This is a genomic window from Qipengyuania sp. SM2507, assembly GCF_053714505.1.
Window position 1 is genome coordinate 2,680,755 of the sequence record NZ_CM132307.1, and the last position, 23,567, is coordinate 2,704,321.

Genomic DNA, 23,567 nt, shown 5'->3' on the forward strand with positions numbered 1-23,567 from the left:
TTTGGTCGCTGTCAAGGCTGGGCTGGTGGGGAAAAATCTCCGGACGGTGGGCGTGCCCAAACAGATAAGGAATTGCAGATGCAAATTGCCACTCGAAAGCTCGGCTCGCAGGGCCTTCAGGTCTCTGCCCTCGGCCTTGGCTGCATGGGCATGTCGGAATTTTATGGAAGGGGGGACGAGACGGAGGCGGTCGCGACGATCCACCGCGCCCTCGATCTGGGAGTCACCTTTCTGGACACGGCCGACATGTACGGCCCTTTCACCAACGAGGTTCTAGTCGGCAAAGCCATAGCGGAACGGCGTGAGGAGGTAGTGCTGGCGACCAAGTTCGCCAACGTGCGCGGCGAGAATGGCGAATTTCTCGGTATTCGCGGAGACGCGGACTACGTACGCCAGTCTTGCGATGCCTCGTTGAAGCGCCTCGGAGTCGACTATATCGACCTATATTATCAGCACCGCGTCGATCCGAACACACCGATCGAGGAGACGGTGGGCGCGATGGCCGAACTGGTCAAGGCGGGGAAAGTCCGGTATCTGGGCCTATCCGAGGCCGCACCCGAGACAATTCGCCGCGCGCATGCGGTTTACCCGATTTCGGCACTTCAGACCGAATATTCGCTCTGGAGTCGCGACCCGGAAGATGAGATTTTACCCACAATTCGTGAACTCGGCATCGGTTTTGTTCCTTACAGCCCGCTGGGGCGAGGTTTCCTTACCGGACAGATTCGCCGTATCGAGGACCTGGACGAGGATGACTACCGCCGCACCGGGCCGCGCTTCCAGGGGGAAAACTTCCAGAAGAACCTCGATCTTGTGTTTGAGGTGGAGGCAATGGCCCGTGAGAAGGGCTGCACTCCCGCCCAGTTGGCACTCGCGTGGCTTCTGGCACAGGGCCAGGACATCGTGCCGATTCCCGGGACAAGGAAGCGTACGCGGCTCGAGGAAAATGTGAAAGCGATGGACGTCCGGATCACGACCGATGATCGCTCGCGGATTGACAGCATCTTCCCTCCCGAAGCGGCCGCGGGCACTCGCTATGCGGCGCCCCAGATGCAGGCGCTGAACGGCTGAGCAGCGAGCGTCCCGGGGGCCGCTTTTCGTTTATCGTTACCGATAGAGGGGTTGGTTCATCCAGACGTTGGGTCTGGGTCTGATACCAAAAAGCCGTGAGTTTGACTCACGCGGGGGGATTCCCAAGAGGCGAAAACTCTGAATCTATGACGCTCTGTCGGCCATGGGCTCAGTGATAGTCTTGCGAGATGATTTTGACGGGGCGGCGTTGCGGCGATTGGCGCGATTGTCGACAAGCGCGAACCAGGCGCGACGGATGCCGGCGTTGGCTCAGATTTATGACGGCGGCAGCCGGAGCGAGGCCGCCAGGACCGGGGGTGTGACCCTTCAGATCGTGCGCGACTGGGTCATCCTCTTCAACGCCCGGGGCCCTGATGGGCTGCTTGACGGCAAGGCTCCCGACAAGTCCTCGATCCCCAATGATGCCCAGCGCCGGGCGCTTGTGGAGATCGTCGAGCAAGGTCCTATTCCTGCAATCCACGGCGTTGTTCGCTGGCGGCTGATCGACCTGGTCCAGTGGCTCCAAGAGGGAGTTTGCGGTATTGCTCGACGTAACGACCGTGGGGCGCGAGTTGAGGAAACTGGGCTACGTCAAGCTCACCCCGCGACCTCGTCATCATGCTCAGAACGAACAGGCCCTGGAAGCCTTCAAAAGGGGGGCTTTGCATCCGAGCTGGCAAAGGTCAAAGCGACTCTCCCGAAGCGCACGCCCATAGAAATATGGTTTCAGGACGAGGCTCGCGTCGGCCAGAAAACCAAGATCACGCGGCGCTGGGCCAGGCGAGGGACGCGGCCGTCGGCGTCCAAGGACCAGCGGACCAGGTCGGCCTATATCTTCGGTGCAATCTGTCCGGAACACGGAAAGGCCGCCGGGCTGGTCCTGCCCTTTTGCAATACCGAAACCATGACGTTGCATCTTGCCGAGATATCGATCGCCGTCGCGCGCGGCGCCCACGCGGTTGTGCTGATGGATCAGGCAGGATGGCACATGACCGCCAAGCTCATCGTGCCCGAGAATATCAGCATCATCGCGTTGCCGGCCAAATGCCCCGAGCTCAACCCGGTCGAGAACGTCTGGCAGTTCATGCGCGACAACTGGCTCTCAAACCGCGTCTTTACTTCCCACGATAACATCGTCGACCACTGCTGCGAGGCCTGTAATAAGCTCGTCGATCTGCCATGGCGCATCATGACCATTGGACGCCGCCAATGGACTCGTGGGTCGTGATCAATGCAGTTTGGTATAAGGTTTGAAGACATACGATACCATTCTGGATAGCGAGACTAGCTCAATCGGAACGGTGATTACCCGGTGATTGCCAGCATGAATATATCACTCTTTAAAATCTCGATTACCATATATATATCAAAAACTTATGGATACCTGATCACAAAATGTGGTACTTCCGCTTCCGCCGCCGCTGATTGCCCGAAGGGGGCACAATGCTGTCCGCAGCGCCGTAGCCTCGACGAGCGGGGCGTTCTGTGAAGCCGCTACACCCTAAGAGCTTTCTGGCTGCACTCCGGGGGCCGTATGGTAGAATTCGACCTGCATCCGCATCGGGCCCAGCGGCTCCACGAGGTGCGGCTGGTCCGGGAGCACCAGGCCCGAATGGTCCGGGTCGAGGATCGATTCGGAGACCGGATCGAGAACTGTGTATTTCAGCCGTCCCTCCAGGATCCGGATGACGCCCCAGACGCCAGCCTTGGTGCGATGCTCCTTGCGCAAGCCGGCCGGAAGCGTGTCCTCGTCGAACTCCGGGGTGACCTTGTAGGGCGACGGCTGGTCCGTCATGGGCGCACCGTGCGGAAATGACGCGCGCGCTCGACAAAGTCGGTCATGTGATCGGCGGCCTGGATGGTCAGCGGATGCTGGGTAGCGCCCTGTCGCGGCGAGATATATTCGGCCATTTCCCGCGCCACTTCGAGCTGGCGATCCGAGCCCTCGGCGAGGACGGCGATCATCATGTTCTCGAGCGCGATGACCCGGATGCGCAGGTGGACCAGTTCGGCATTGGTCAATTCATGCTCGTCCAGATTCGCAGCTTGAGGGGCAGGGGCGATCGCTCCGCCTTCCTCGTCCCAGCGCGAAAGTGCGCGTCGGCGAAGCTCGGACGAATCGGGCGGCGAACCGGATTGGGGCATCGGGGGTTCCTTGTTTGGGGCCATGGATACGGCGTAGCGTCAGCCCGGCCGGTCAGCCTGGCCGCGCGGTCTCACCGGGCGGCTGAGCCCAGTTCGGCCATGGCTTCCAAACGCCTGGCGAAGGCGGATCGATCCGGGACAGAATCGCTCGGGCGGTATCCGTCGAAATTGGAAGACATCCCGGTCCCCCCGGAGGGCAACCCTCGAGTGATCAAAAAGACCGGTTCACGGTCACGTTGAAGCGCGGCGATTTGTCGTTGGTGTCGTAGCGGGGGCCGGTCAGCGGGATCGCCAGTTCCAGGTCGAGATCGAGATTGCGGGTGATGTCGGTGCGGATGCCGCCGCCGCTCGAGGCCAGCGAGCCGCTGCCGCGGCCCTCGTCGAGATTGCCGACCACACCGCCATCGGCATAGGCGTAGAGCTGCATGCCCCGCACCAGCCCGAAGACATCGTCCCAGTCGTAGCGCAGTTCGGCCGATCCCATGATCCCGTTATCGCCCGAGCGCTCGCTGAAATTGTAACCGCGCAGGAAACGGTTGCCGCCAAGACCGATGTCTTCGGTGATGAGCAGCGGGGCGGAGGAGATCTGGCCCTGCCCGGCGAGGGCTAGGCTGAAGGGGCCCGAAAGATCGCGCTGCCACCTCACCCAGCCCGAGAGAGCCGTGAAATCGGGCGAGGCGTCGGGGCGCGAGGCCAGCGGGTCGCCGCGCTGCGTGGCGTTGAGAATATCGAGCCCCTGCGACAGGGTCAGCTTGGCGCTGAGCGCTCCGCCTGCGGCGAGCGCGCGCGTGTAGAGGCTGGTCCGGACGACGGGAAGGCGGTCGTGGCGGGCGAGCATGTCGAACCGGTCCTGCCGCAGATCGCGATATTCGAATTCCGCGTCCAGCCACAGCGAGAAGGCGCGCGAACGGCGCAGCGGATGCCGCAATTGGCCACCGATCCGCACCGATTCCCCGAAAATGCGACGCTCTTCGAGATAGGCACCCGGGTTGGTCGCGGAATAGGAGGCACTGGCGATAAATTCCGTGCCCTGCGGGGTGAGCACGATGCCGTAGCGCCCGCGAACGTAATGCAGTTCGCTCGGGCTGTCGGGCACCGTCGAATAGGTGAAATCGACTTCATCGAAGGGCGAGAGCAAGCCATTGGCATCGATATCGATCCGCGCGCGCAGCGGACCGACCGGCTGCGAACCGTCATTGGCGACCTCGGCCCGCCCGGAGAAATCGTCGCGCGATGCGTCGACGATCAGCACGCCGCGCCCATCTTCGCGCGCGTAGCGCGGGCGACGCAAGAAGACGCCAGCGATATCGTCCGCGAGCAGCACCTGTCGCTCCAGCCGGGCCAGCGTGACCGGGCGACCGTCGCGCAAGGGCTGGAGCTGCGCGCGGATCGCGGGATCGTCTGTACCCTCGATGCGGATATCGTCGATCACCCCTTCCTCGACCCGCACGCGCAGAATGCCGCCGGTCAGCGATTGCGGGGCGATGAAGGCCGAGGCGAAGATATAGCCCTTCTCGCGCGCCCGCGCGGCGATCCGGTCGCTCAAGGCGGTCAGCTCGCCCGGGGAGAGCGCCCGGGCGGAGAAATCCTGCACGATATCGGCAAAATCGCCGGGCCTCAGCGCGACCAGATTTTCGAGCAGGATGGCCCCGACATCATAGCTGGTCTCGTCGAATATCGTGTTGTCGATGGCGATCGGAGCGAATTCGAGTACTACCGGAGTCTCTTCGAATCCGGGGGTCTCGTCCTCCCGCTCCCCTTGGGTGGGATCGGTCCGATCGAGCGCATCCTGTGCATAGAGCGGCGCGCTTGCGAACAGGGCAAGGCTGGCCGATCCGATCTTAAGCAAGGATTTCATGCGTGCCTGTTCCGTCGTTGGCCGGATTCCTTGCATCCCAAGTGGTTAAGAGAGGCTCAATTTCACAAAAGATTTACCTTGCGTCTCAACCAGTTGTTCCGACCCCCTGCACTAGTGATAGCGGTGAGGGAGACCGCCTGTGCGTAAATCAATCGTGTCCATTTCATCGCTTGCCCTGCTGCTGTGCAGCACCAGCGCCATGGCGCAGAGCGGGCCATGGACGGTCAGCGAGACGCGCGGGCAAGTCCAGATCCGTGAGCAAGCAAATGTGCGGACGGCGCAACGCGGAGCGACAGTCCCGGCGGGTGCGATCGTCAGGACCGGCACCGATGGCAACGCCGTGCTGGTACGCGGGCGCGAATTCGTCACACTGCGGCGCAACTCGCAAATCCGCATTCCCGCCGCCGATGCCGAGCGCAGCGTTATCCAGGTGCTGCAGGACTGGGGCAGCGCGCTGTTCAATATCGGCAAGCAGCCCGAACCGCATTTCGGCGTCGAGACCCCCTATCTGGCCGCCGTCGTCAAAGGCACGACCTTCACCATCACGGTAGCGCCGGAGGGGGCCTCGATGCAGGTCATCGAGGGCGCAGTCGAAGTCGCGACTCTCGATGGCGGCGCGCGCGATCTGGTGATGCCGGGCGCAGTGGCGATGATCGCGGCGGACGACCGGCTGCGGCTGGTGATCGAAAACGGCGAGCGCAAGGTTCTCGATTCGCCCGCCCGTCCCGCTGACGGGTCCACCGCCGGCGGCATCCTCCACCCGGCGTCGAGCGCGACGGGGGTCGGCGGGAGCTACGGGCTCGTCCAATCCCCATCGGCAACCCGGATCAATGCCGTTTTTTCCAGTGGGTCGGCCGATCTCTCCGATCTTTCGGATGGATTCCTGATCGGCGATACGGCGGAGTTCGCCGCCGAACTGGTGGCGGATCTGGCGACCGACGATGGCAAGCCCCAACCCACGACCCCTCCCGAAGTGGTGACCGTGGCGGTGGGGTCCGAACCGGAGCCGGAGCCCGAGCCCGAGCCTCAGCCTGAACCCGAGCCTCAGCCCGAACCCGAGCCTCAGCCCGAACCCGAGCCTCAGCCCGAACCCGAGCCTCAGCCCGAACCCGAGCCTCAGCCCGAACCCGAGCCTCAGCCCGAACCCGAGCCTCAGCCCGAACCCGAGCCTGAGCCGTTGCCCGATGACGATGGCAACAATGGTCATGGAAATGATGATGACGGCGACGACGGGAGCAATCCTGGTCAGGGCGGTGGCCGCGACGGCGGCAATCCTGGTCGCGGCGGCGGCGGCGAGGGTAACGGGAACGATGTTTGAACCGGCGCGAAGGGCTTGAGGACGCTCCGATGATCGCCTTGCACACCCCCACGGTCGGCAAACCCGGCCGCGGACGGCGCGGCCTGCAACGGGCAGCGCTCGGGCTGGTGCTTGGGGCGATCGTCAGCCTGCTCTCGGTCGCGGGGGTGGTTCAGCCGTTCGAGAATGCGCTTCAGAACGCGGGCTTCGCCATGCGCGAGCACCCCGCGAGCGGGCAGCTGCACATCGTCGAAATGGATGCGGCGAGCGTGGCCGCGATCAAGCGCTGGCCCTGGCCGCGCGAGCATCACGCCCGCGTGGTCGACCAATTGCATCGCGCCGGCGCCCGGACGGTTGCGTTCGATGTGGACTTCTCCAGCCCGTCGAACGCCGAGCAGGATGCGGTCCTCGCGCAATCGCTTGCGCGATCGGATTCGACGGTAATCCTGCCTGTCTTCGGCCAGCGGGAAAGCCACGACAGCGCTCGCCAGCTCGATTCTCTGCCCATTGCGCTCTTCAGGGACCATGTCCTGCTCGGCTCGGTGTCGGTTGCTCCCGATCCCGACGGTCTCGTCCGCCAGATGCCGATCGGAACGCTCAATGCCGGCGCACCGCGCCCGTCGCTTTCGGCGCAGATCGCGCACCGGTCGGGCGCTGCCGATGCACTGTTCCCGATCGATTTCGCGATCGATCCCGACACCATTCCCCGTCACAGCTTCGTCGCTATCGAACGCGGCGTGTTCGACAGCGCCGACCTGCGCGGAAAGGACGTCATCATCGGCGCGACGGCGATCGAGATGGGCGATCGCTACGCGGTCCCCGCCCACGGCGTACTGCCGGGAGTCGTGGTCCAGGCGCTGGCCGCAGAAACCCTGTCGGTCGGGATTCCGGTCCGGATCGAATGGTACTGGCCGCTGGCTCTGGCAGCCATATTGTCGGCCTGGATCCTCGCCGCGTCGTCGCGGGCTTCGGTCGCCGCCCGCGCAATCGTGACGACGGGAGCGATGCTCACACTGTGGCATGTCGGCAGCTGGTTGTTGCATATGCGGATCGAGATGGCCGCAGCACTGCTGGCACTGTTGGGTGCCACCGTGCTTCGCACGGCAGTGCTGCTGCAACGCGAATTCGAGCAAGGTCGCCTGATCGATGTCGAGAGCGGGATGCCCAACCGGCGCGCGCTCGATAAAAGCATTGGGCGGGGCTCGGGCGCTCACGCGATAACGGCCATGATCGACGAATTCGATGCGCTCAAATCGGTCGTCGGCCAGGCCGAGATCGGCAATCTGCTCTCGCGGATCGAGGATCGTCTGCTGGTCGGCGGATGCCAGGGGCCGATCTACCGCATCGACGACCGGGTGCTGGCATGGGTCACCTCGCAGGAACTCTACGAGCTGGAAAACCTGCTCTCCGGCCTCGGCGCGATCATGCGCAACCCGGTGGAAGTCGCCGGGCGCCGTGTCGATGTCACGCTGGCCTTCGGCATCGCGCAGGACACTGCGGTTTCCGGCGCGGTCCATGCGGCCAGCCTGGCACTGCGCTCGGACGACGTCTGGACCTATCACGAGGATGCGGGGAAGGCCGCGCTGGAACAGCAGGTGTCGCTGATGGGCGAACTCGACATCGCCATCGAACGGGGCGATCTCGAGGTTCTCTACCAGCCCAAGCTCGAACTCGCGATCGATCGCATCACCAGCGCCGAGGCGCTGATCCGCTGGCATCACCCGACGCGAGGGTACTTGCGGCCCGATACCTTCATCCCACTTGCGGAGGAGAGCAACCGCATCGGCGAGCTGACGCTGTTCGTACTGCAGCGGGCGATCGAAGATCTGTCCGATTGGTGCGCGCGCGGCGTGGTGATCCGGACCGCGGTCAATATCTCGGCGCGGCTGATCTCATCGCCCGAATTCGTCGGCCAGGTCGAACGGATCCTCCAGACCACCGGGGTTCCGCCCGACCGGCTGATCTTCGAGATCACCGAATCCGCCACCCTGCGCGATCCCGAAGGCGCGCGCGAGGCGCTGCTGCGCTTCCGCGACCTCGGGGTTGCGATCTCGATGGACGATTACGGCACCGGCCAATCGACGCTGTCCTACCTGAAGAAGCTGCCACTATCGGAGCTCAAGATCGACCGCAGCTTCGTCCAGCACGCCCATCAGGATCACAACGACGCGCTGCTCGTGCGTTCGACTGTGGAGCTGGCCCACCAGCTCGGTCTCAAGGTCGTGGCCGAGGGGATCGAGGAGGCGGAATGTCTCGCCTTCCTGCGCTCGATCGGCTGCGACTATGCGCAGGGCTATTTCATCGGCAAGCCAATGGCGGGCGACGATCTCGTTGAAATTGTGACCCAGGCCGCAAGGCAGGCAGCATAGAGCCGGACGATCGCGGCGAAATGCCAAGCGCCCATCGCCGGCTGACCGCTATCCCACGACCCCGGCGCTCGCCAGCACCGCCAGAGTGAGCATGTCGGGGGCGATCGCGGTCATCGGGGCGATCTGGACGGGCTTTTCCATCCCGATCATCATCGGCCCGATGGTCGCCTCGCCGCCCAGCTCGCGCAGCAGCTTGGCCGAGAGATTGGCCGATTGCAGCCCAGGCATGATCAGCACGTTCGCGGGGCCCGACAGCCGGCTGAACGGGTAGAGCTTCATCACCTTGGGGTTGAGCGCGGCATCGGGGGCCATTTCGCCTTCGTATTCGAAATTGGGCTTCTGCTCGTCGAGCAGCGCCACCGCCGCCCGGATGTTGTCGAGCCATTGGCCGGAAGGGTTGCCGAAGGTCGAATAGGACAGGAAGGCGACCCGCGGTTCGTGCCCCATCCGGCGCGCGACCGAGGCGGTTTCGGTGGCTATATGCGCCAGTTCCTCGGCGCTGGGCCGCTCGTTGATGGTGGTGTCGGCGAGGAAGGTGGTGTGGTTCTTGCCGATCATCATGTGGATGCCGAACGGGGTCGCGCCGGGCTTGGGATCGAGCACCCTGCCCACTTCGCGCGCGCTCTGGCTGAAGGTCCGGGTGAGCCCGGTGATCATCGCATCGCCATGGCCCAGCGCCACCAGCAGCGCGGCAAAGACGTTGCGCTCCTGATTGACCATCCGCGCGACATCGCGCTCGGTATAGCCGCGCCGTTGCAGCCGCTTGTAGAGATAGGCGTTCATCGCCGGGACCTTGTCCGACAATGCCGAATTCTCGATGATGTAGCTATCGGGATCGTCGACCGCGAGTTCGACCAGCTTTTCGCGCACCTTCTCGGTGCGGCCGACCAGGATCGGTTCGCCATAGCCGAAATCGCGGAACTGGATCGCGGCGCGCAGCGCCACTTCCTCTTCCGCCTCGGCGAAAACCATCCGGCTCGGATTGGCCTTGGCGAGGCTGTAGATATTGGTCAGCGCAGCGGTGGTCGGGTTGAGCCGCGATTTGAGCCGGTGGGCGTATTCCTCGAAATCCTCGATCGGTTTGAGCGCCACGCCCGAATCCATCGCCGCTTTCGCGACCGCGCTCGAGACCACTTCGATCAGCCGCGGGTCGAAAGGCGCGGGAATGATGTAGTCGCGCCCGAACTGGTGGTTGACGCCATAGGCTGCGGCGACTTCCTCGGGGACGCGCTCGCGCGCCAGCCGGGCGATCGCCTCGGCGGCGGCGATTTTCATTTCCTCGTTGATCGTGGTCGCCTGGACATCGAGCGCGCCGCGGAAGATGAAGGGGAAGCCAAGCACGTTGTTGACCTGGTTGGGATAATCGCTTCGCCCGGTGGCGATGATCGCATCGGGGCGAACCGCGCGCGCTTCCTCGGGCATGATCTCGGGGATCGGGTTGGCCATCGCGAAGATGATCGGCTGGTCGCCCATATGCGCGACCCATTCGGGCTTGAGCGCACCGGCGGCCGAGAGGCCGAGGAAGATGTTGGCGCCGACCAGCGCCTCTTCCATGCTGCGCGCGTCTGTGTCGACAGCATGCGCGCTCTTCCACTGGTCCATGCTCTCTTCGCGGCCGCGATAGATCGGGCCGTCGCGATCGCAGACGATGACGTTTTCGTGCGGCATCCCCATCGCTTTCACCAGCGCGGTGCAGGCGAGCGCGGCGGCACCGGCGCCCGCGACCACCATCTTGCAATCCTTGAGCGGGCGCCCGGTCAGTTCGCAGGCGTTGAGCAGCCCGGCGACCGCGATGATCGCGGTGCCGTGCTGGTCGTCGTGCATCACCGGAATGTTCATCTTGTCGCGCAAGGCGGCCTCGATGATGAAGCATTCGGGCGCCTTGATATCTTCCAGATTGATCCCGCCGAAGGTCGGCTCCATCAGCGCGACCGCGTTGATGAAGGCCTCGGGATCCTCGGTGTCGAGTTCGATATCGATCGCATCGACATCGGCGAAGCGCTTGAACAGCACCGCCTTGCCTTCCATCACCGGCTTGGCGGCGAGCGCGCCGAGATTGCCCATGCCCAGGATCGCGGTGCCATTGGTGATCACCGCGACGAGGTTGGAGCGCGCGGTGTAGCGCGCGGCATTGGCGGGATCGTCGGCAATCGCCTGGACCGGATGCGCGACGCCGGGAGAATAGGCGAGGCTGAGATCGCGCTGGGTCGCCATCGGCTTGGAGGCGACGATCTCGATTTTACCCGGACGGATCGTCTCGTGGTAGAACAGGGCCTCGCGCTCGGTGAAACCGGTCTGCTTCTCTTCGGCCATCGTCGCATCTCCATTCGCTTGCGAGGCCGCCCTAACCCCCGACAGGCCCAAGCGATAGGGGAAAGGCCGTGCGCTCGCGCTTCCCGAATCGGCCCGCGCTTGGCACTCGGGCACCATGGCCGGCGGCGACACCCCGATGATGCAGCAATACCACGCGCTCAAGGAGCAGGCGGGGGATGCGCTGCTGTTCTACCGGATGGGCGATTTCTTCGAGCTGTTCTTCGAGGATGCCAGGGTTGCCGCGGGCATTCTCGACATCGCGCTGACCAGCCGCGGCGCGCATGACGGCGAGCCGGTGCCGATGTGCGGGGTGCCGGTGCATGCGGCGGAAGGCTATCTCGCGCGGCTGATCCGCGGCGGCTGCCGGGTGGCGATCGCCGAGCAGGTCGAGACGCCGGAGGAAGCGAAGAAACGCGGCGGCTCCAAGGCGCTGGTGGCGCGCGACATCGTCCGCTTCGTCACCGCGGGCACGCTGACCGAGGATGCGCTGCTCGATCCGCGCAGCGCCAATCTGCTGGTCGCGCTGGCGCCCTTGCGCGAGGCGGTCGGTATCGCCGCCTGCGATATCTCGACCGGGCGGATGGAGCTGGAGCAATGCGCGCCCGAAGCGCTCGAGGCGGCGCTGGCGCGGCTGGGCGCGAGCGAGCTGGTGGTGCCCGATGATTTCGAGCCTGCAACCGATGACGCGCCCACCGATGCCACTCGCCGCCCGCGTAGCGATTTCCGCAGCGAGGCGGGCGAGGCGCGGCTGAAGGAACTGCACGGCCTCGCCACGCTCGACGGACTGGGCGATTTCACCCGCCCCATGCTGGCGGCGGCGGGCGGGCTCTTGGCCTATCTCGACCATGCCGGGCGCGGCGAGATGCCTTTCCTGCTGCCGCCGCGCGCGCGCGGCGCTGCGGCGCATCTGGCGATGGATGCCGCCACCAGGTCAAGCCTCGAGATTCTTGCCGCGCAATCGGGCGGGCGCGAGGGCAGCCTGCTGGCGACGGTCGATCGCTGCGTCACCGGCGCGGGTGCGCGGCTGCTGGCCGAGGATCTCGCCGCGCCGCTGGCCGAGCGGAGTGCGATCGAGGCGCGGCTGGCGGCGGTGCGCCATTTCCAGACCGATCCGCTGCTGCGCGCCGATCTGCGCGGCCTGCTTCGCGGGGCGCCCGATATCGGCCGCGCGCTGGGGCGGGTGGTCGCGGGCCGGGGCAGCCCGCGCGATTTGGGCCAGGTCCGCGACGGCTTGGCCGAGGCGCGGCGGATCCGCGACCTGCTGAAGGGCGGCACGGACCTGCCCGAACTGCTCGGGCAAACCACTGAAGCGTTGGGGGGCCACGCCGAGCTGGTCGATCATCTCGATCTGGCGCTGGTCCCCTCGCCCCCCACCGAGCGCGGTCAGGGCGGCTTTATCGCCGCAGGCTACGACCACGCGCTCGATGCCTTACGCGAGACCAGCGGCAATGCCCGCCGCGCGATCGCCGCGCTCGAGGCGAAATACCGCGACGAGACCGGCACCCCCTCGCTCAAGATCAGGCACAACAAGGTGCTGGGCTATTTCATCGAGGTCCCCGCCAAGCACGCCGACCGCCTGATGGCGGCGGACAGCGGCTTCAGCCATCGCCAGACCATGGCCGGAGCGGTGCGGTTCAACTCGCTGGGGCTGCACGAAGAGGCGACCCGCATCGCCGAGGCGGGCGGGCACGCGCTGGCGGCGGAGGACGCGCATTTCGAGGCGCTGGTGGAAGAGGTGGTGGCGCGGCGCGAGGCGATCGCCGCGACTGCCGAGGCGCTGGCGCGGATCGATGTCGCCGCAGGGCTGGCCGAACGCGCGGTCGAGGGCGGCTGGTGCCGTCCCGAGCTGGTCGACGAGCCCTGCCTCGCGATCGAGGCCGGTCGTCATCCGGTGGTCGAACAGGCGCTGGCGCGGGGCAACGAACGCTTCGTCGCCAACGACTGCATGCTCTCAGCTGACGACCGGCTGTGGCTGATCGGCGGGCCCAACATGGGCGGCAAGTCGACTTTCCTGCGCCAGAACGCGCTGATCCTCCTGCTGGCGCAGGCAGGCAGCTTCGTCCCCGCGACCAGCGCCAAGGTGGGCATCGCCGACCGCTTGTTCAGTCGGGTCGGCGCTTCGGACAATCTGGCGCGCGGGCGCTCGACCTTCATGGTCGAGATGGTCGAGACTGCGGCGATCCTGGCGCAGGCGACGGAGCGTTCGTTCGTCATCCTCGACGAGGTCGGGCGCGGGACCTCGACCTATGACGGGATGGCGCTGGCCTGGGCGGTGGTCGAGGCGGTCCACGAAACACTGCGTTGCCGCTGCCTGTTCGCGACGCATTACCACGAGCTGTCGCGGCTGGCGGAGACCTGCGATTCGCTCAGCCTCCACCATGTCCGCGCGCGCGAGTGGAAGGGCGACCTCGTCCTGCTCCACGAGTTGTCCGAAGGCGCGGCGGATCGCAGCTACGGGCTCGCTGTGGCGCGATTGGCAGGCGTTCCTCCCCCGGTGCTCAAACGCGCCAAGGCGGTGCTCGACAAGCTCGAGAAAGGCCGAGCGGCGACCGGCGGGCTGGCGGCGGGTCTGGGCGAATTGCCGCTGTTCGCCGCCAGCGCCGCCGCCGCCGAGGAACGCCAGAGCGATACCTTGCGAGATCGACTCGACGCGCTCGACATCGATCGACTGAGCCCGCGCGAGGCGCTGGACCTGCTCTACGAACTCAAGCGGGACGCGGGCGAGCCCGGCGATCCCGCCTAGTCGCAACTATCAGGTGCCGTCGCCGCGCAGGCCGTCGGGCTTGTGGCCCTTGCCGTATTTGTCGACATTGTCATCGTGATTGGGTTCGCCCTTGAAGGCGTCCATGTCGATCCGCCCCGAACTTTCCATGTCGCGCATGTGATCGACCGTGTCCTGGGTGGAATCGCCCATCAGCCCCGAGGAATTGTCGCTTTTGACGCTTTCGGTCGGCGAGCCGGTTTTGGGCGTCAGTTGTTGCGCCTCTTTGGCGACTTCCTGTGCCTGGTTGCGGTGATCGTCCTGCTCGTCATTGTGCATTTCGGGCGCCTGATCGGCCATCCGCGCTTCCTTGCTCTCGCCGACGTCGGGCTTGGTGTTTTTCGCATTGCTCATATGAAGCTCCTTCGGAACTGGAACGAGCGGCGTGGGCGCGCGGTTCCGCCTAGCGCGTCGGGACCGGCTCCTCGCCGGTGTAATCGTAGAAGCCGCGCCCGGTCTTGCGCCCCAGCCAGCCGGCCTCGACATATTTCACCAGCAGCGGCGCAGGGCGGTATTTGGTGTCTCGGGTGGTCTTGTAGAGCACCATCAGAATATCGAGACAGGTGTCGAGCCCGACGAAATCGGCGAGCTGCAGCGGCCCCATCGGGTGGTTGAGCCCGAGCCGGCACCCCTTGTCGATATCCGCGATCCCGGCGGTCGATTGCCCGAGCACGAACACCGCCTCGTTGATCATCGGCAGCAGGATGCGGTTGACGACGAAGCCAGGCTGGTCCTGGCTCAGCACCACTTCCTTGCCCAGCCCCTCGGCGAAGGCGATCGTGCGCTGGGTGGTAGCCTCGCTGGTCGCGAGACCCGGAATTACCTCGATCAGCTTCATCACCGGAACCGGGTTGAAGAAATGCAGCCCGATGAAGCGCGCCGGATCGGGGGAGAAATTGGCCATCCGGGTAATCGGGATCGAGCTGGTGTTGGACGCCATGACCGCATCGGCGCCAAGGACCTTGCCGGCCTTTTCGAAGATCGCCTGCTTGATCTCCTCGCGCTCGGTGGCGGCTTCGATGATCAGTTCGGCGTCGGCCATCGGCGCATAATCGCCGATCGGGGTGATCCGCGAGAGCGTGGCCTCGGCCTCGGCGATCTCCAGCTTGCCCTTACCCACGAGTTTGCCCAACGCGGCGTCGATGCCCGCGACCGAGGCCTGCGCGGTGGCGAGATCGACATCGGCGAGCAGCACGTTGTCGCCATGCATCGCCACGGTCTGGGCGATGCCCGAACCCATCTGGCCCGCGCCGATCACGGCCACTGTCTTGGTCATCGAGTTTCCTTCGCACTTGCAGCAAAGTGCGGCGGTTAGCGGGGTGCGACGGGCTTGGCTAGCGGTTCGCGCCCGGAACCCATTTCACGTCACTCGTTCCATCGGCATTGGCGACGCGGGCGAGGACGAAGAGATAGTCCGACAAGCGGTTGATATAGGCGAGCGCCTGCGGGTTGGTCGGGGCGCACCCGGCGAGTGCGGTCATCGCCCGTTCGGCGCTGCGGGCCGAGGCGCGCGCGAGATGCAACCGCGCCGCCGCCTCGCTGCCGCCGGGCAGCACGAAGCTGGTCAGCGGCTCGAGCCGGGCGTTCGCCTCGTCGATCCGCGCCTCGAGCCAGTCGACCTGCGCCGAGACGATCCGCAGCACCATCTGCGACGGCGCGAAATCGTCGTCGACCCCGGCCGGGGTGGCGATATCGGCTCCCAGGTCGAAGAGATCGTTCTGGATGCGGAACAGCGCATCGGCATCGGCGCCCTTGTCGAGCGCGACCGCGGCGAAGCCGAGCATGGAATTGGCTTCGTCCACGGCACCGATCGCTGCCATGCGTGGCGCGTGTTTTTCGAGCCGCGAGCCGTCGACCAGCCCGGTGGTGCCGTCATCGCCGGTGCGCGTGTAGATCTTGTTGAGCTTGACCATCGTCCATCCCTTTCGGCGAATACCGCGGATGTCCCTCGATCATGTGGGTTGCGAAAGCAACCGGCGCGGAGCCGGCGGGCGCAGGCTCCTAGCGGGCGACCGCCAGAATGATCGCCACCACCGCCACAGCCATCGCCTGATACTTGATGCGGTTGAACATCATCTTGTTCTGCAAAGTCTGCATCTCGGTCGAAGTTTCGCCCCGACCCGTTTCCAGATCGATCTTGGTGGTCTTCATGAAGGCCACGATCCCGCGGATCAGCGAGTACACGACCAGAAGGCACAGGATGACGAGAACGATGATAAGGAATGTGTTCATAGCCCCGACAATCTAGGCGCTGCCAAGCGAAATGCCATCAGGAAATCGCTGCAAGCGCAGTTGCGCGGCAAGCAAGTGACCGTCCTCGCCGCTTGCGCGCCGGTCCGCCAGCGAGGGCGAATTGCGCCGCTTGGCGAGCTTTTTGCCAGCCGGGTCGAGCAGCAGCGGATGGTGGTGCCAGCGCGGTACGGGCAGGCCGAGCAGCGCCTGTAGCAGGCGGTGGACGTGGCTGGCGGTGAACAGGTCCTGCCCGCGCGTCACCAGCGTGACGCCATCGGCGGCATCGTCGAGCGTGGCGGCGAGGTGATAGCTCGCGGGCTCGTCCTTGCGGACCAGCACCACATCGCCGAGCAGTTCGGGGCGCGCCACCTGCTCGCCCGCCAGCGCATCGATCCATGTCAGCGGGCCGGTGTGCGCGATCGCCCGTTCGACATCGAGCCGCCACGCCACGGCGCGCCCCTCGACGGGCCCGGCCACACGGCAGCGCCCGCCATAGATCGGTCCCTCGGGCCCGATGCTCGCCGCATTCTCGGCGATTTCGGCGCGGGTGCAGCTGCAGGGATAGAGCAGGCCCTCGTCCCGCAACCGCTCCGCCGCGCCCGCATAAGCCGCCAGCCGGGTCGATTGCGCGGGCACCTCGTCCCACTCCAGCCCCAGCCATTCCAGATCGCACCGGAACGCCTCGGCCAGTTCGCTCCGCGAGCGTGCGCCGTCGATATCCTCGATCCGCAGCAGGAAACGTCCGCCCGCGTCTTTCGCAAGATCATGCGCGACGATCGCCGAGAAGGCATGGCCCAGATGCAGCGGGCCGTTGGGGCTGGGAGCGAAGCGGGTGACGATCATGCGGTTGATGGGCAAGCGGGGCGTCCCGGGTACGGCTTTGGGGAGAAGTTTGTGGATAGCCTGTCTGTAACAGGCTTGACGCTTTTTCTTGCAAGTGCATTCTGGCTTTCATCGGAGGAACGCTCGAAGTGTTGAGAGCCGAACTGATCGAACGGGCCGCAAGGTTTCGCACCAGTGACGAGGACCCCTCGCGGGATCTGCAGTCCTGCCCCTCGCTGGTGCTCAATGCGGATTACACCCCGCTGTCCTATTACCCGCTCAGCCTGTGGCCGTGGCAGACCGCGATCAAGGCGATCTTCCTCGACCGGGTGGATGTGATCGAGAGCTACGATCGCCACGTCCACTCGCCCTCGCTGGACATGAAGATCCCCAGCGTGATCGCGCTCAAGCAATATGTGAAACCGAGCGAATTTCCCGCCTTCACCCGCTTCAACCTGTTCCTGCGCGACCGCTTTTCCTGCCAGTTCTGCGGCAGCCAGAGCCATCTGACCTTCGACCATGTCCTGCCCCGCCGGCTGGGCGGCAGGACGACCTGGGAAAACATCGCCACCGCCTGCGCACCCTGCAACATGAAGAAGGGCGGACGCACCCCCAAGCAGGCGGGGATGCACCTCTACGCCCAACCGATCCGCCCGACCCACTGGCAACTGCAACAGCACGGCAAACAATTCCCGCCCAACTATCTCCACGAGACGTGGAGGGACTGGCTTTACTGGGACATCGAGCTGGAAGCTTGAGGGGGCGCGAAGGTGGCGGATGCGGGCCAAGGATTGCTTCGCTTCGCTCGCAATGACGACAGAGCGGCTAGGTGACCGCTGCCCGCTCCTGGAAATCCTTGCGTTGCCATTCGCCGCTGGCGAAGACTTCCGCCAGATGGCGCGCCGCCTCGGCCATGTCGGCGAAGCGCAGATAGGCGGGGGCGAAGCCGAAGCGGAGGATGTCGGGATCGCGGAAATCGCCGATGACACCGCGAGCGATCAGTGCCTGGCTGAGCGCATAGGCCTCCGGATGGCGGAACGAGAGCTGGCTGCCGCGCTTGGCCGGATCGGTCGGGCTGACAAGCTCCAGCTCGAGCCCGCGTTCCGACACGCATTCGCGGAAGAATTCCGACAGCGCCTGCGATTTTGCGTAAAGCCGCTCGACCCCGATTTCGGCGATGAGATCGACACCCACTTCGAGCGCCGCCAGCCCGAGGATCGGCGGGGTCCCGCAAAGCAGCTTCTCGATGCCGGGGGCAGCTTCGTAATCGTCGCTGAAGGCGAAGGGGGCCCGGTGCCCGAACCAGCCAGTCAAAGGCTGCCGTGTCGCTTCCAGATGCCGCTCTGCGACATAGGCATAGGCGGGCGCGCCGGGCCCGCCGTTGAAATATTTGTAGCCGCAGCCGACCGCGAAATCGGCCTGGCAGGCGTCGAGGCCTACCGGCAGCGCGCCGCCCGAATGCGACAGGTCCCACAGCACCAGCGCGCCCGCGTCGTGCGCGGCGCGGGTCATCTCGACCATGTCGAACAGTTCGCCGGTCTTGTAATGCGCGTGGGTGAGCATCAGCAGCGCGACGCTGTCATCCAGCGCATCGACCAGCTTGCCGCGCGGAGCCAGCCGCCGTTCGGCCAGCCCCTGCTTTTCCAGTCCTTCGATCATGTAGAGATCGGTGGGGAAATTGCCCGGTTCGCTGAGGACGACCTTTCTCCCTTCTCCGTTCCGGGCCTGCATCATGAGCGCGGCGGAGATCAGTTTGAACAGGTTCACGCTGGTGGAATCGCAGGCGATCACTTCATGCGGCTGCGCACCCACCAGCGGGGCGATCTTGCCGCCGACGCGCTGGGGCATGGAAATCCAGTCGGCGCTGTTCCAGCTTCGGATCAGGTCCTGGCCCCATTCGTGGCCCACCACTTCGGCGAGCCGCGCCGGGGTCGCCTTGGGCAGCATGCCGAGCGAATTGCCGTCGAGATAGATCACCTCCTCGGGCAGCACAAAGCGGTCGCGGTAGGCCGAAAGCGGATCGGCGGCATCGAATTCGCGCGCGCGCTGCTGCATGTCTCCCGGCATCATGCGAGCTCCCGCAGGATGGCGCGGCACAGGCCGGCATCGCCGCCTGCGAGCTTGAGCGGCAGCGCGATCAGCTCGTAGCGGCCCTCGGGGACGTCATCGAGCACCAGCCCTTCGAGAATCCGCATGTCGTGCTCCAGCACCGCCTTGTGCGCCGCCATCACCTTGCTCTCCTGCGGATCGACCGAGGGCGCATCGGTCCCGATCAGCTTGACCCCCTGCAACGCCAGCCACCCGATCGTCTCGGGCGCGATCGGGAGCCAGTCGCTGCGCCAGGATTCGTGCGGGAAGGCGTCCCAGGTGCGGAACAGCACGCGATCGACGCTGTCGATAGAGGGCAGGTCGGCGACATCGACCGCGCCGCGCACCCCGCGCGCATCGACCACCAGGCATTCGCCGATATAGGGATCGAGCTCCATTCCCGCGGCATCGAGCCCATCGGCGGCGTAATGCAGCGGCGCATCGGCGTGGGTCCCCGAATGCGTGCTCATGCTCATCCGCCCGACATTGACCGGCGAGCCGTCCTCCATCTTCCATGTCCGTTCGAATCCGAATTCGGTATCGCCCGGCCACACCGGGAGCCCGGGGCGCAGCACCTGGCTGATGTCCCACAGGCGACGCTCGGATTGCCAGCTGCTCAAAGCGCAGTCCTCACGCTCAAGAGTTCGGGGAAGAAGGCCTGTTTGAGCACGCCCGCCAGATAGGGCACGCCGGGGGTGCCGCCGGTGCCCTTCTTGAAGCCGATGATCCGCTCGACCGTCTTGAGATGGCCGAAGCGCCAACGCTGGAAATGATACTCCAGATCGACCAGTTTCTCTGCCAGCTCGTAGAGATCCCAGCACTCCTGCGGATTGCGGTAGATCTCGGCCCAGACCGCCTCGAGCGCCGGCGAATGCTCCCAGGTGAGACCATGGTTCCGTTCGAGCACCTCGGGAGGCAGGTCGAAGCCGCGGCGCGCGAGCAGCTGCACCACCGCGGCGTAGATGCTCGGTCGTTCCAGCTCGGCGCGCAATTCCGCCGCCACCTGCGGCACCGCCTCGTGCATGGTGATCATGTCGGGATTGCGCCCGCCGAGCAGGAATTCCATCATCCGGTACTGCGCCGACTGGAACCCCGAGGAGCCGCCCAGATGCGGGCGCAGGGTCGAATAATCGTGCGGGGTCATGGTCGAGAGCACGTCCCAGCTCTGGATCAGCTGGCCCTGCGCGCGCGCGACCCGGGCGAGCATCTTGAAGGCTGGGCGCAAATTATCGGCGGCGATGCAGTCGCGCGCCGCCTGAAGCTCGTGGAGGCACAGCTTGAGCCACAACTCGCTCGCCTGGTGGACGATGATGAACAGCATCTCGTCATGGGCGTCGGAAGCGGGATGCTGCGCCGCGAGGATGCGGTCGAGATCGAGATAGGAGGCATAGGTTACATCGGCAGTCATGCCGGCTGCCCTAGCGCGAACCGGGCGTATGCGAAACTACCCGTCGATCACCCGCGCCGATGGATGGTGCTTGTCGAGATGCTTGCGGATGATCTTGAGGTTGCGCGTGTTGGAGCGGAACACCAGGTCGAAGGCGTCGCCGACCAGCGGCACCGCGCCCAGCGCAGTGTCGAAGGCGACATTGCCCGCCATGCGCCACAGCTTCCACTTGGGCATGCCGAGGTTCTTGCCTTCCCAGACGATATAGGCCCCCATTGCGGCGGTGATCAGATCGCCGACCACGGGCACCAGCCCGACGATCGCATCGAGCCCGATAGGATAGTTGACCCCGGGAATGCGGAAACTGCGTTCGAGGATGGTTTCGAGCGCCTCGACCCGGCGTCGGATCGAGACCGGGTCGTTGCCCGTCGGCAGGTCCATCCCCATCGGAATCGGGCGCTTGGGATCTTGCGGTTGCATCGGCTCTACATGGGCGCGCGCGAAAGCGGGAACAAGGGGTGGAAGTTCCACGGGTTTTCCGAGAAGCCAACCACTTCGGCGCGCGCCAGCGACCAGCGGATCGGCGCGCCGATGGGGATGTAGCCGTTGAACGCGGCGAAGGCGGTTTCCGCTTCGGCGAGATAGCTGACCTGCTCCGCCGGATCGCGAGATTCGGCGGCGAGCTCGACGAGAAAATCGACATCGGGCGAACACAGCGCGCGCGAGACTTCGCAGTTGAACTGGTTGAGGAACCAGCGCGCGCCGGCGTAACGCGCCACCCGGTCGCGCAAGGCCAGATCGCTGCGATCGCCCATCCCGACGCGCTCCAGCGCGACCCCGATCTCGCCGTATTGCTCCGCCAGTTCCTCGAACAAAATGTCCGACCCCGGCCCATCGGGAAGCGCGAGTCGCAGCGAGACCTCGGCATCGTTCTGCGCTTCCCAGGCCGCGACCCGGCGCGCCGCCTCGGCCCGGCGTTCCTCGATCGACAGCGCGATCCAGCGTTCGGGAACCGAGCCGTCGTCATTGGGCAGGCCGGGCGCGACCACGCGTGTGGTCGGAATCCAGCCGCCGATGTTGAACGGCTCTATCAGCGCAGGCCGGGCGAGCGCCATGGAGAGCGCTTCGCGGTTGGTCGGAGCGCTCAGAAAACCGGTCGCGCGGCGCACATCGAGACCGAACAACCCCCGAGTGGAATCGAAGCGGATGGTCCCGCGCGCCAAGGCACCGATATCCGCCAGCGGCAGATCGACCAGCCGGCCATTGAGCACCAGATCGTAGCGGCCCGAGGAAAAACCGTCGGTCGCATTGCGGGCATCGACCGCATAGACCCGCACCGGTTGCACCACCTCGTCCCAATCGGGTTGCTGGGGCAGCCCGCGCTCCTCGGGGCGCAACGGAGCGAGATCGGCTGCCGCGCCGTCGCGGGTGAAGCGCATCGGGCCGACCTCCGCCTCGCCCAGCGTCAGCCCCATCTCGGGCTGGGCGAGCAATTGGAGCAGATCGGGCATCGGGCTGTGGAGGCGGATTTCGACCACGCGCCCGGTCATCGCTCGCACATCGCGAATCTTGGCGAGGTCGAGCCCCATGGTGGTGCCCTCGAGCGCGGCCAGCGTCCGGTTGAGCGAGACGCGCACCGATTGCGCGGTCAGGCGGTTGCCGTCGGGAAAATCGAATTCGCGGATCCGGAAGATGTAGCTTTCGCCATCATCGGTCACGATCCAGCGTTCGGCGATGGCGGGCACGACCTCGCCCTGCTCGTCGAGCGCGACCAGCCCCTGCCGGGTCGCGGCGCGCAGGTGCTGGCCTTCGAAGGGCAGGCGCAGGCCGTCGGTGAAGAGGCCCTGTTCGGTACCGATGATCGCGACATCGGTCACGCCGTCGTCCTGGCTCGCGCTACAAGCGGCCAGCGCCATCAGGAGGGGCGCGATCAGGAAGGACGATGCAGGAAGGGCGCGCATGATTGGCGCCGAGGCTTAGCAGGTGGTCCGCCACGCGTCAGCAGCAAGCTGCACGCGCGCGTTCAAATACGGCGGATACCGCGACCGGGACCGTCGTATTTGGGAGCGTCGAGCGCCGGGCGGGCAAAGGAGGGGACTTCGGAACCCTTGGTGCCGACCGGGGCGCGCGCGAGCTTGGGGTCGATTTCCGCGTCGAAAGCCACGCCGATCCGCGATCCCTGGACCCAGGCGACATTGCCTTTCACCTTGCCGACATTGCGCAGTTCGGCGGTCAGGCGGATGCCGCGTTCGACCTCGAATTCGCCTTCGACCATCATTCCGCCAGCCGACAGGTTACGGATCTTGCCGCGCACGGAGTCGGTCCTCCCGTCGAAGGTGATCTGCGCCATCAGGAACAGGCTGTCGCGATCCAGATTTCGCGTATCGACAGCGGACATGATCGTGAATTCCTCTTGTGCACTCGCGCCGGCGATTGATGCCCGTGCCATTCGTGCGACCGAGGTCCGGGCTAGCAAGAAAGGCTGAACAAAGAGTAAGCGGTGGCGCGATTGTCGGCCCTTTTACGGGCCCTCGCCTCAATCGTCGCGGGAGATTTTCTCGCGGCGCTCGTGCGCCTCCTGCGCCTCCACCGTCATCGTCGCCACCGGGCGTGCGATCAGGCGCTTCAAGCCGATCGGGTCGCCGGTTACTTCGCAGTAGCCATATTCGCCCTCGTCGATCCGGCGCAGCGCCGCGTCGATCTTGCCGGTGACCTTGCGTTGCCGGTCGCGGGTGCGCAGTTCGATGCCCCAATCGGTTTCGCTCGACGCGCGATCGGCGAGATCGGGCTCGCGGATCGGGCCGTCCTGGAGCGATTGGAGGGTGTGTTCGGCGGAATTGCGGATCGACCGCTTCCATTCGAGCAGCAGCATGCGGAAATAGTCGAGTTGGCGGCCGGACATGTAAGGTTCGTCGTCGTCGGGCACATAGTCGTTCCCGACCGCCTGCCTGATCCGGACCAGCTCTTCCTTGTCTGCTGTTTCTGCGGACGCTGTCCCGACCATCGACCTCTATCCCGTTGTTTAAACCCTCTATTCGTACCGGATAACCGCCGACCCACTCGTCCCGGATTTTTCCGGCGACGCCATAAGCATCCGTTGGGCGCGGCCTATAGGCTCGGCTCCGGGGCGGCACAAGCGGCAATGCCCGGACCACCCCGTGCAGGCACCGCAGCTGTTGCGGTTTCCCCTCGCTCGTCATTCGAACCGGCCCGGTTTCGAGCGC

22 protein-coding genes are annotated in these 23,567 nt (G+C 65.5%); 6 read left to right on the forward strand and 16 right to left on the reverse strand.

Annotated features, from left to right (window positions below; all coding sequences use genetic code 11):
- Positions 1–78: 78 nt before the first annotated feature.
- The gene (locus tag ACWIKC_RS12980) at positions 79–1,071 is read left to right on the forward strand and encodes an aldo/keto reductase (RefSeq protein WP_305930722.1); all 993 of its coding nucleotides are present in this window, start codon (positions 79–81) and stop codon (positions 1,069–1,071) included.
- A 256-nt stretch (positions 1,072–1,327) separates the two neighbouring features.
- A complete protein-coding gene (locus ACWIKC_RS12985; protein WP_454599502.1) occupies positions 1,328–2,299 on the forward strand; it encodes an IS630 family transposase in 972 nt (323 codons plus the stop codon).
- A gap of 273 nt (positions 2,300–2,572) precedes the next feature.
- On the opposite strand, the gene ACWIKC_RS12990 is transcribed toward ACWIKC_RS12985, so the two are convergent.
- From ACWIKC_RS12990 to ACWIKC_RS13000, 3 genes are all read right to left on the reverse strand, one after another.
- On the reverse strand, positions 2,573–2,866 hold the full coding sequence (locus tag ACWIKC_RS12990; protein ID WP_454597866.1) for a DUF1971 domain-containing protein: 294 nt from the start codon (positions 2,864–2,866) through the stop codon (positions 2,573–2,575).
- Positions 2,863–3,216, reverse strand: a complete 354-nt coding sequence (locus ACWIKC_RS12995) for a hypothetical protein (protein WP_454597867.1) — start codon at positions 3,214–3,216, stop codon at positions 2,863–2,865. Before ACWIKC_RS12995 ends, ACWIKC_RS12990 begins: the two co-directional genes overlap by 4 nt.
- A 211-nt stretch (positions 3,217–3,427) precedes the next feature.
- Positions 3,428–5,074, reverse strand: coding sequence for a ShlB/FhaC/HecB family hemolysin secretion/activation protein (locus ACWIKC_RS13000; protein WP_454597868.1), 1,647 nt, complete (start codon positions 5,072–5,074; stop codon positions 3,428–3,430).
- Between the two features lie 154 nt (positions 5,075–5,228).
- On the opposite strand from ACWIKC_RS13000, the gene ACWIKC_RS13005 reads away from it, so the two are divergent.
- Both ACWIKC_RS13005 and ACWIKC_RS13010 read left to right on the forward strand, forming a co-directional pair.
- Positions 5,229–6,392, forward strand: a complete 1,164-nt coding sequence (locus ACWIKC_RS13005) for a FecR domain-containing protein (RefSeq protein WP_454597869.1) — start codon at positions 5,229–5,231, stop codon at positions 6,390–6,392.
- 29 nt (positions 6,393–6,421) lie between these two features.
- Positions 6,422–8,740 carry a putative bifunctional diguanylate cyclase/phosphodiesterase gene (locus ACWIKC_RS13010; RefSeq protein ID WP_454597870.1) on the forward strand — a complete coding sequence of 773 codons (2,319 nt, stop codon included), beginning with the start codon at positions 6,422–6,424 and terminating at the stop codon, positions 8,738–8,740.
- Positions 8,741–8,788: 48 nt separating this feature from the next.
- On the opposite strand, the gene ACWIKC_RS13015 is transcribed toward ACWIKC_RS13010, so the two are convergent.
- Positions 8,789–11,053 carry an NADP-dependent malic enzyme gene (locus ACWIKC_RS13015; RefSeq protein ID WP_454597871.1) on the reverse strand — a complete coding sequence of 755 codons (2,265 nt, stop codon included), beginning with the start codon at positions 11,051–11,053 and terminating at the stop codon, positions 8,789–8,791.
- Between the two features lie 115 nt (positions 11,054–11,168).
- On the opposite strand from ACWIKC_RS13015, the gene mutS reads away from it, so the two are divergent.
- Positions 11,169–13,796 (forward strand): DNA mismatch repair protein MutS, encoded by a 2,628-nt coding sequence (gene mutS, locus ACWIKC_RS13020; RefSeq protein WP_454597872.1) that lies wholly within the window; start codon positions 11,169–11,171, stop codon positions 13,794–13,796.
- 9 nt (positions 13,797–13,805) lie between these two features.
- Here mutS and ACWIKC_RS13025 read toward each other — a convergent pair whose 3' ends face one another.
- From ACWIKC_RS13025 to gluQRS, 5 genes are all read right to left on the reverse strand, one after another.
- Positions 13,806–14,168, reverse strand: coding sequence for a hypothetical protein (locus ACWIKC_RS13025; protein ID WP_454597873.1), 363 nt, complete (start codon positions 14,166–14,168; stop codon positions 13,806–13,808).
- A 49-nt stretch (positions 14,169–14,217) separates the two neighbouring features.
- Positions 14,218–15,090 (reverse strand): 3-hydroxyacyl-CoA dehydrogenase NAD-binding domain-containing protein, encoded by an 873-nt coding sequence (locus ACWIKC_RS13030; protein WP_454597874.1) that lies wholly within the window; start codon positions 15,088–15,090, stop codon positions 14,218–14,220.
- 58 nt (positions 15,091–15,148) lie between these two features.
- Positions 15,149–15,727, reverse strand: a complete 579-nt coding sequence (locus ACWIKC_RS13035; protein ID WP_454597875.1) for a cob(I)yrinic acid a,c-diamide adenosyltransferase — start codon at positions 15,725–15,727, stop codon at positions 15,149–15,151.
- Positions 15,728–15,815: 88 nt separating this feature from the next.
- Positions 15,816–16,046, reverse strand: a complete 231-nt coding sequence (locus tag ACWIKC_RS13040) for a hypothetical protein (protein WP_454597876.1) — start codon at positions 16,044–16,046, stop codon at positions 15,816–15,818.
- A 12-nt stretch (positions 16,047–16,058) separates the two neighbouring features.
- Positions 16,059–16,889, reverse strand: coding sequence for a tRNA glutamyl-Q(34) synthetase GluQRS (gluQRS, locus tag ACWIKC_RS13045; RefSeq protein WP_454599503.1), 831 nt, complete (start codon positions 16,887–16,889; stop codon positions 16,059–16,061).
- A 128-nt stretch (positions 16,890–17,017) separates the two neighbouring features.
- On the opposite strand from gluQRS, the gene ACWIKC_RS13050 reads away from it, so the two are divergent.
- Positions 17,018–17,626, forward strand: a complete 609-nt coding sequence (locus ACWIKC_RS13050; RefSeq protein WP_454597877.1) for an HNH endonuclease — start codon at positions 17,018–17,020, stop codon at positions 17,624–17,626.
- Between the two features lie 67 nt (positions 17,627–17,693).
- On the opposite strand, the gene kynU is transcribed toward ACWIKC_RS13050, so the two are convergent.
- The 7 genes from kynU to dksA all read right to left on the reverse strand — a co-directional run bounded on the left by kynU (position 17,694) and on the right by dksA (position 23,347).
- On the reverse strand, positions 17,694–18,923 hold the full coding sequence (kynU, locus tag ACWIKC_RS13055) for a kynureninase (RefSeq protein WP_454599504.1): 1,230 nt from the start codon (positions 18,921–18,923) through the stop codon (positions 17,694–17,696).
- Between the two features lie 11 nt (positions 18,924–18,934).
- Positions 18,935–19,576 carry an arylformamidase gene (gene kynB / locus ACWIKC_RS13060; protein ID WP_454597878.1) on the reverse strand — a complete coding sequence of 214 codons (642 nt, stop codon included), beginning with the start codon at positions 19,574–19,576 and terminating at the stop codon, positions 18,935–18,937.
- Positions 19,573–20,364 carry a tryptophan 2,3-dioxygenase gene (locus ACWIKC_RS13065; protein ID WP_454597879.1) on the reverse strand — a complete coding sequence of 264 codons (792 nt, stop codon included), beginning with the start codon at positions 20,362–20,364 and terminating at the stop codon, positions 19,573–19,575. Before ACWIKC_RS13065 ends, kynB begins: the two co-directional genes overlap by 4 nt.
- A gap of 36 nt (positions 20,365–20,400) precedes the next feature.
- A complete protein-coding gene (locus ACWIKC_RS13070) occupies positions 20,401–20,823 on the reverse strand; it encodes a DUF4112 domain-containing protein (RefSeq protein ID WP_454597880.1) in 423 nt (140 codons plus the stop codon).
- 5 nt (positions 20,824–20,828) lie between these two features.
- A complete protein-coding gene (locus tag ACWIKC_RS13075; protein WP_454597881.1) occupies positions 20,829–22,304 on the reverse strand; it encodes an ABC transporter substrate-binding protein in 1,476 nt (491 codons plus the stop codon).
- Between the two features lie 62 nt (positions 22,305–22,366).
- Positions 22,367–22,792, reverse strand: coding sequence for a PilZ domain-containing protein (locus ACWIKC_RS13080; protein ID WP_454597882.1), 426 nt, complete (start codon positions 22,790–22,792; stop codon positions 22,367–22,369).
- An 87-nt stretch (positions 22,793–22,879) separates the two neighbouring features.
- Entirely contained in the window at positions 22,880–23,347 is a 468-nt protein-coding gene (gene dksA / locus ACWIKC_RS13085) for an RNA polymerase-binding protein DksA (protein ID WP_454597883.1), read from the reverse strand.
- Between the last annotated feature and the right edge of the window lie 220 nt (positions 23,348–23,567).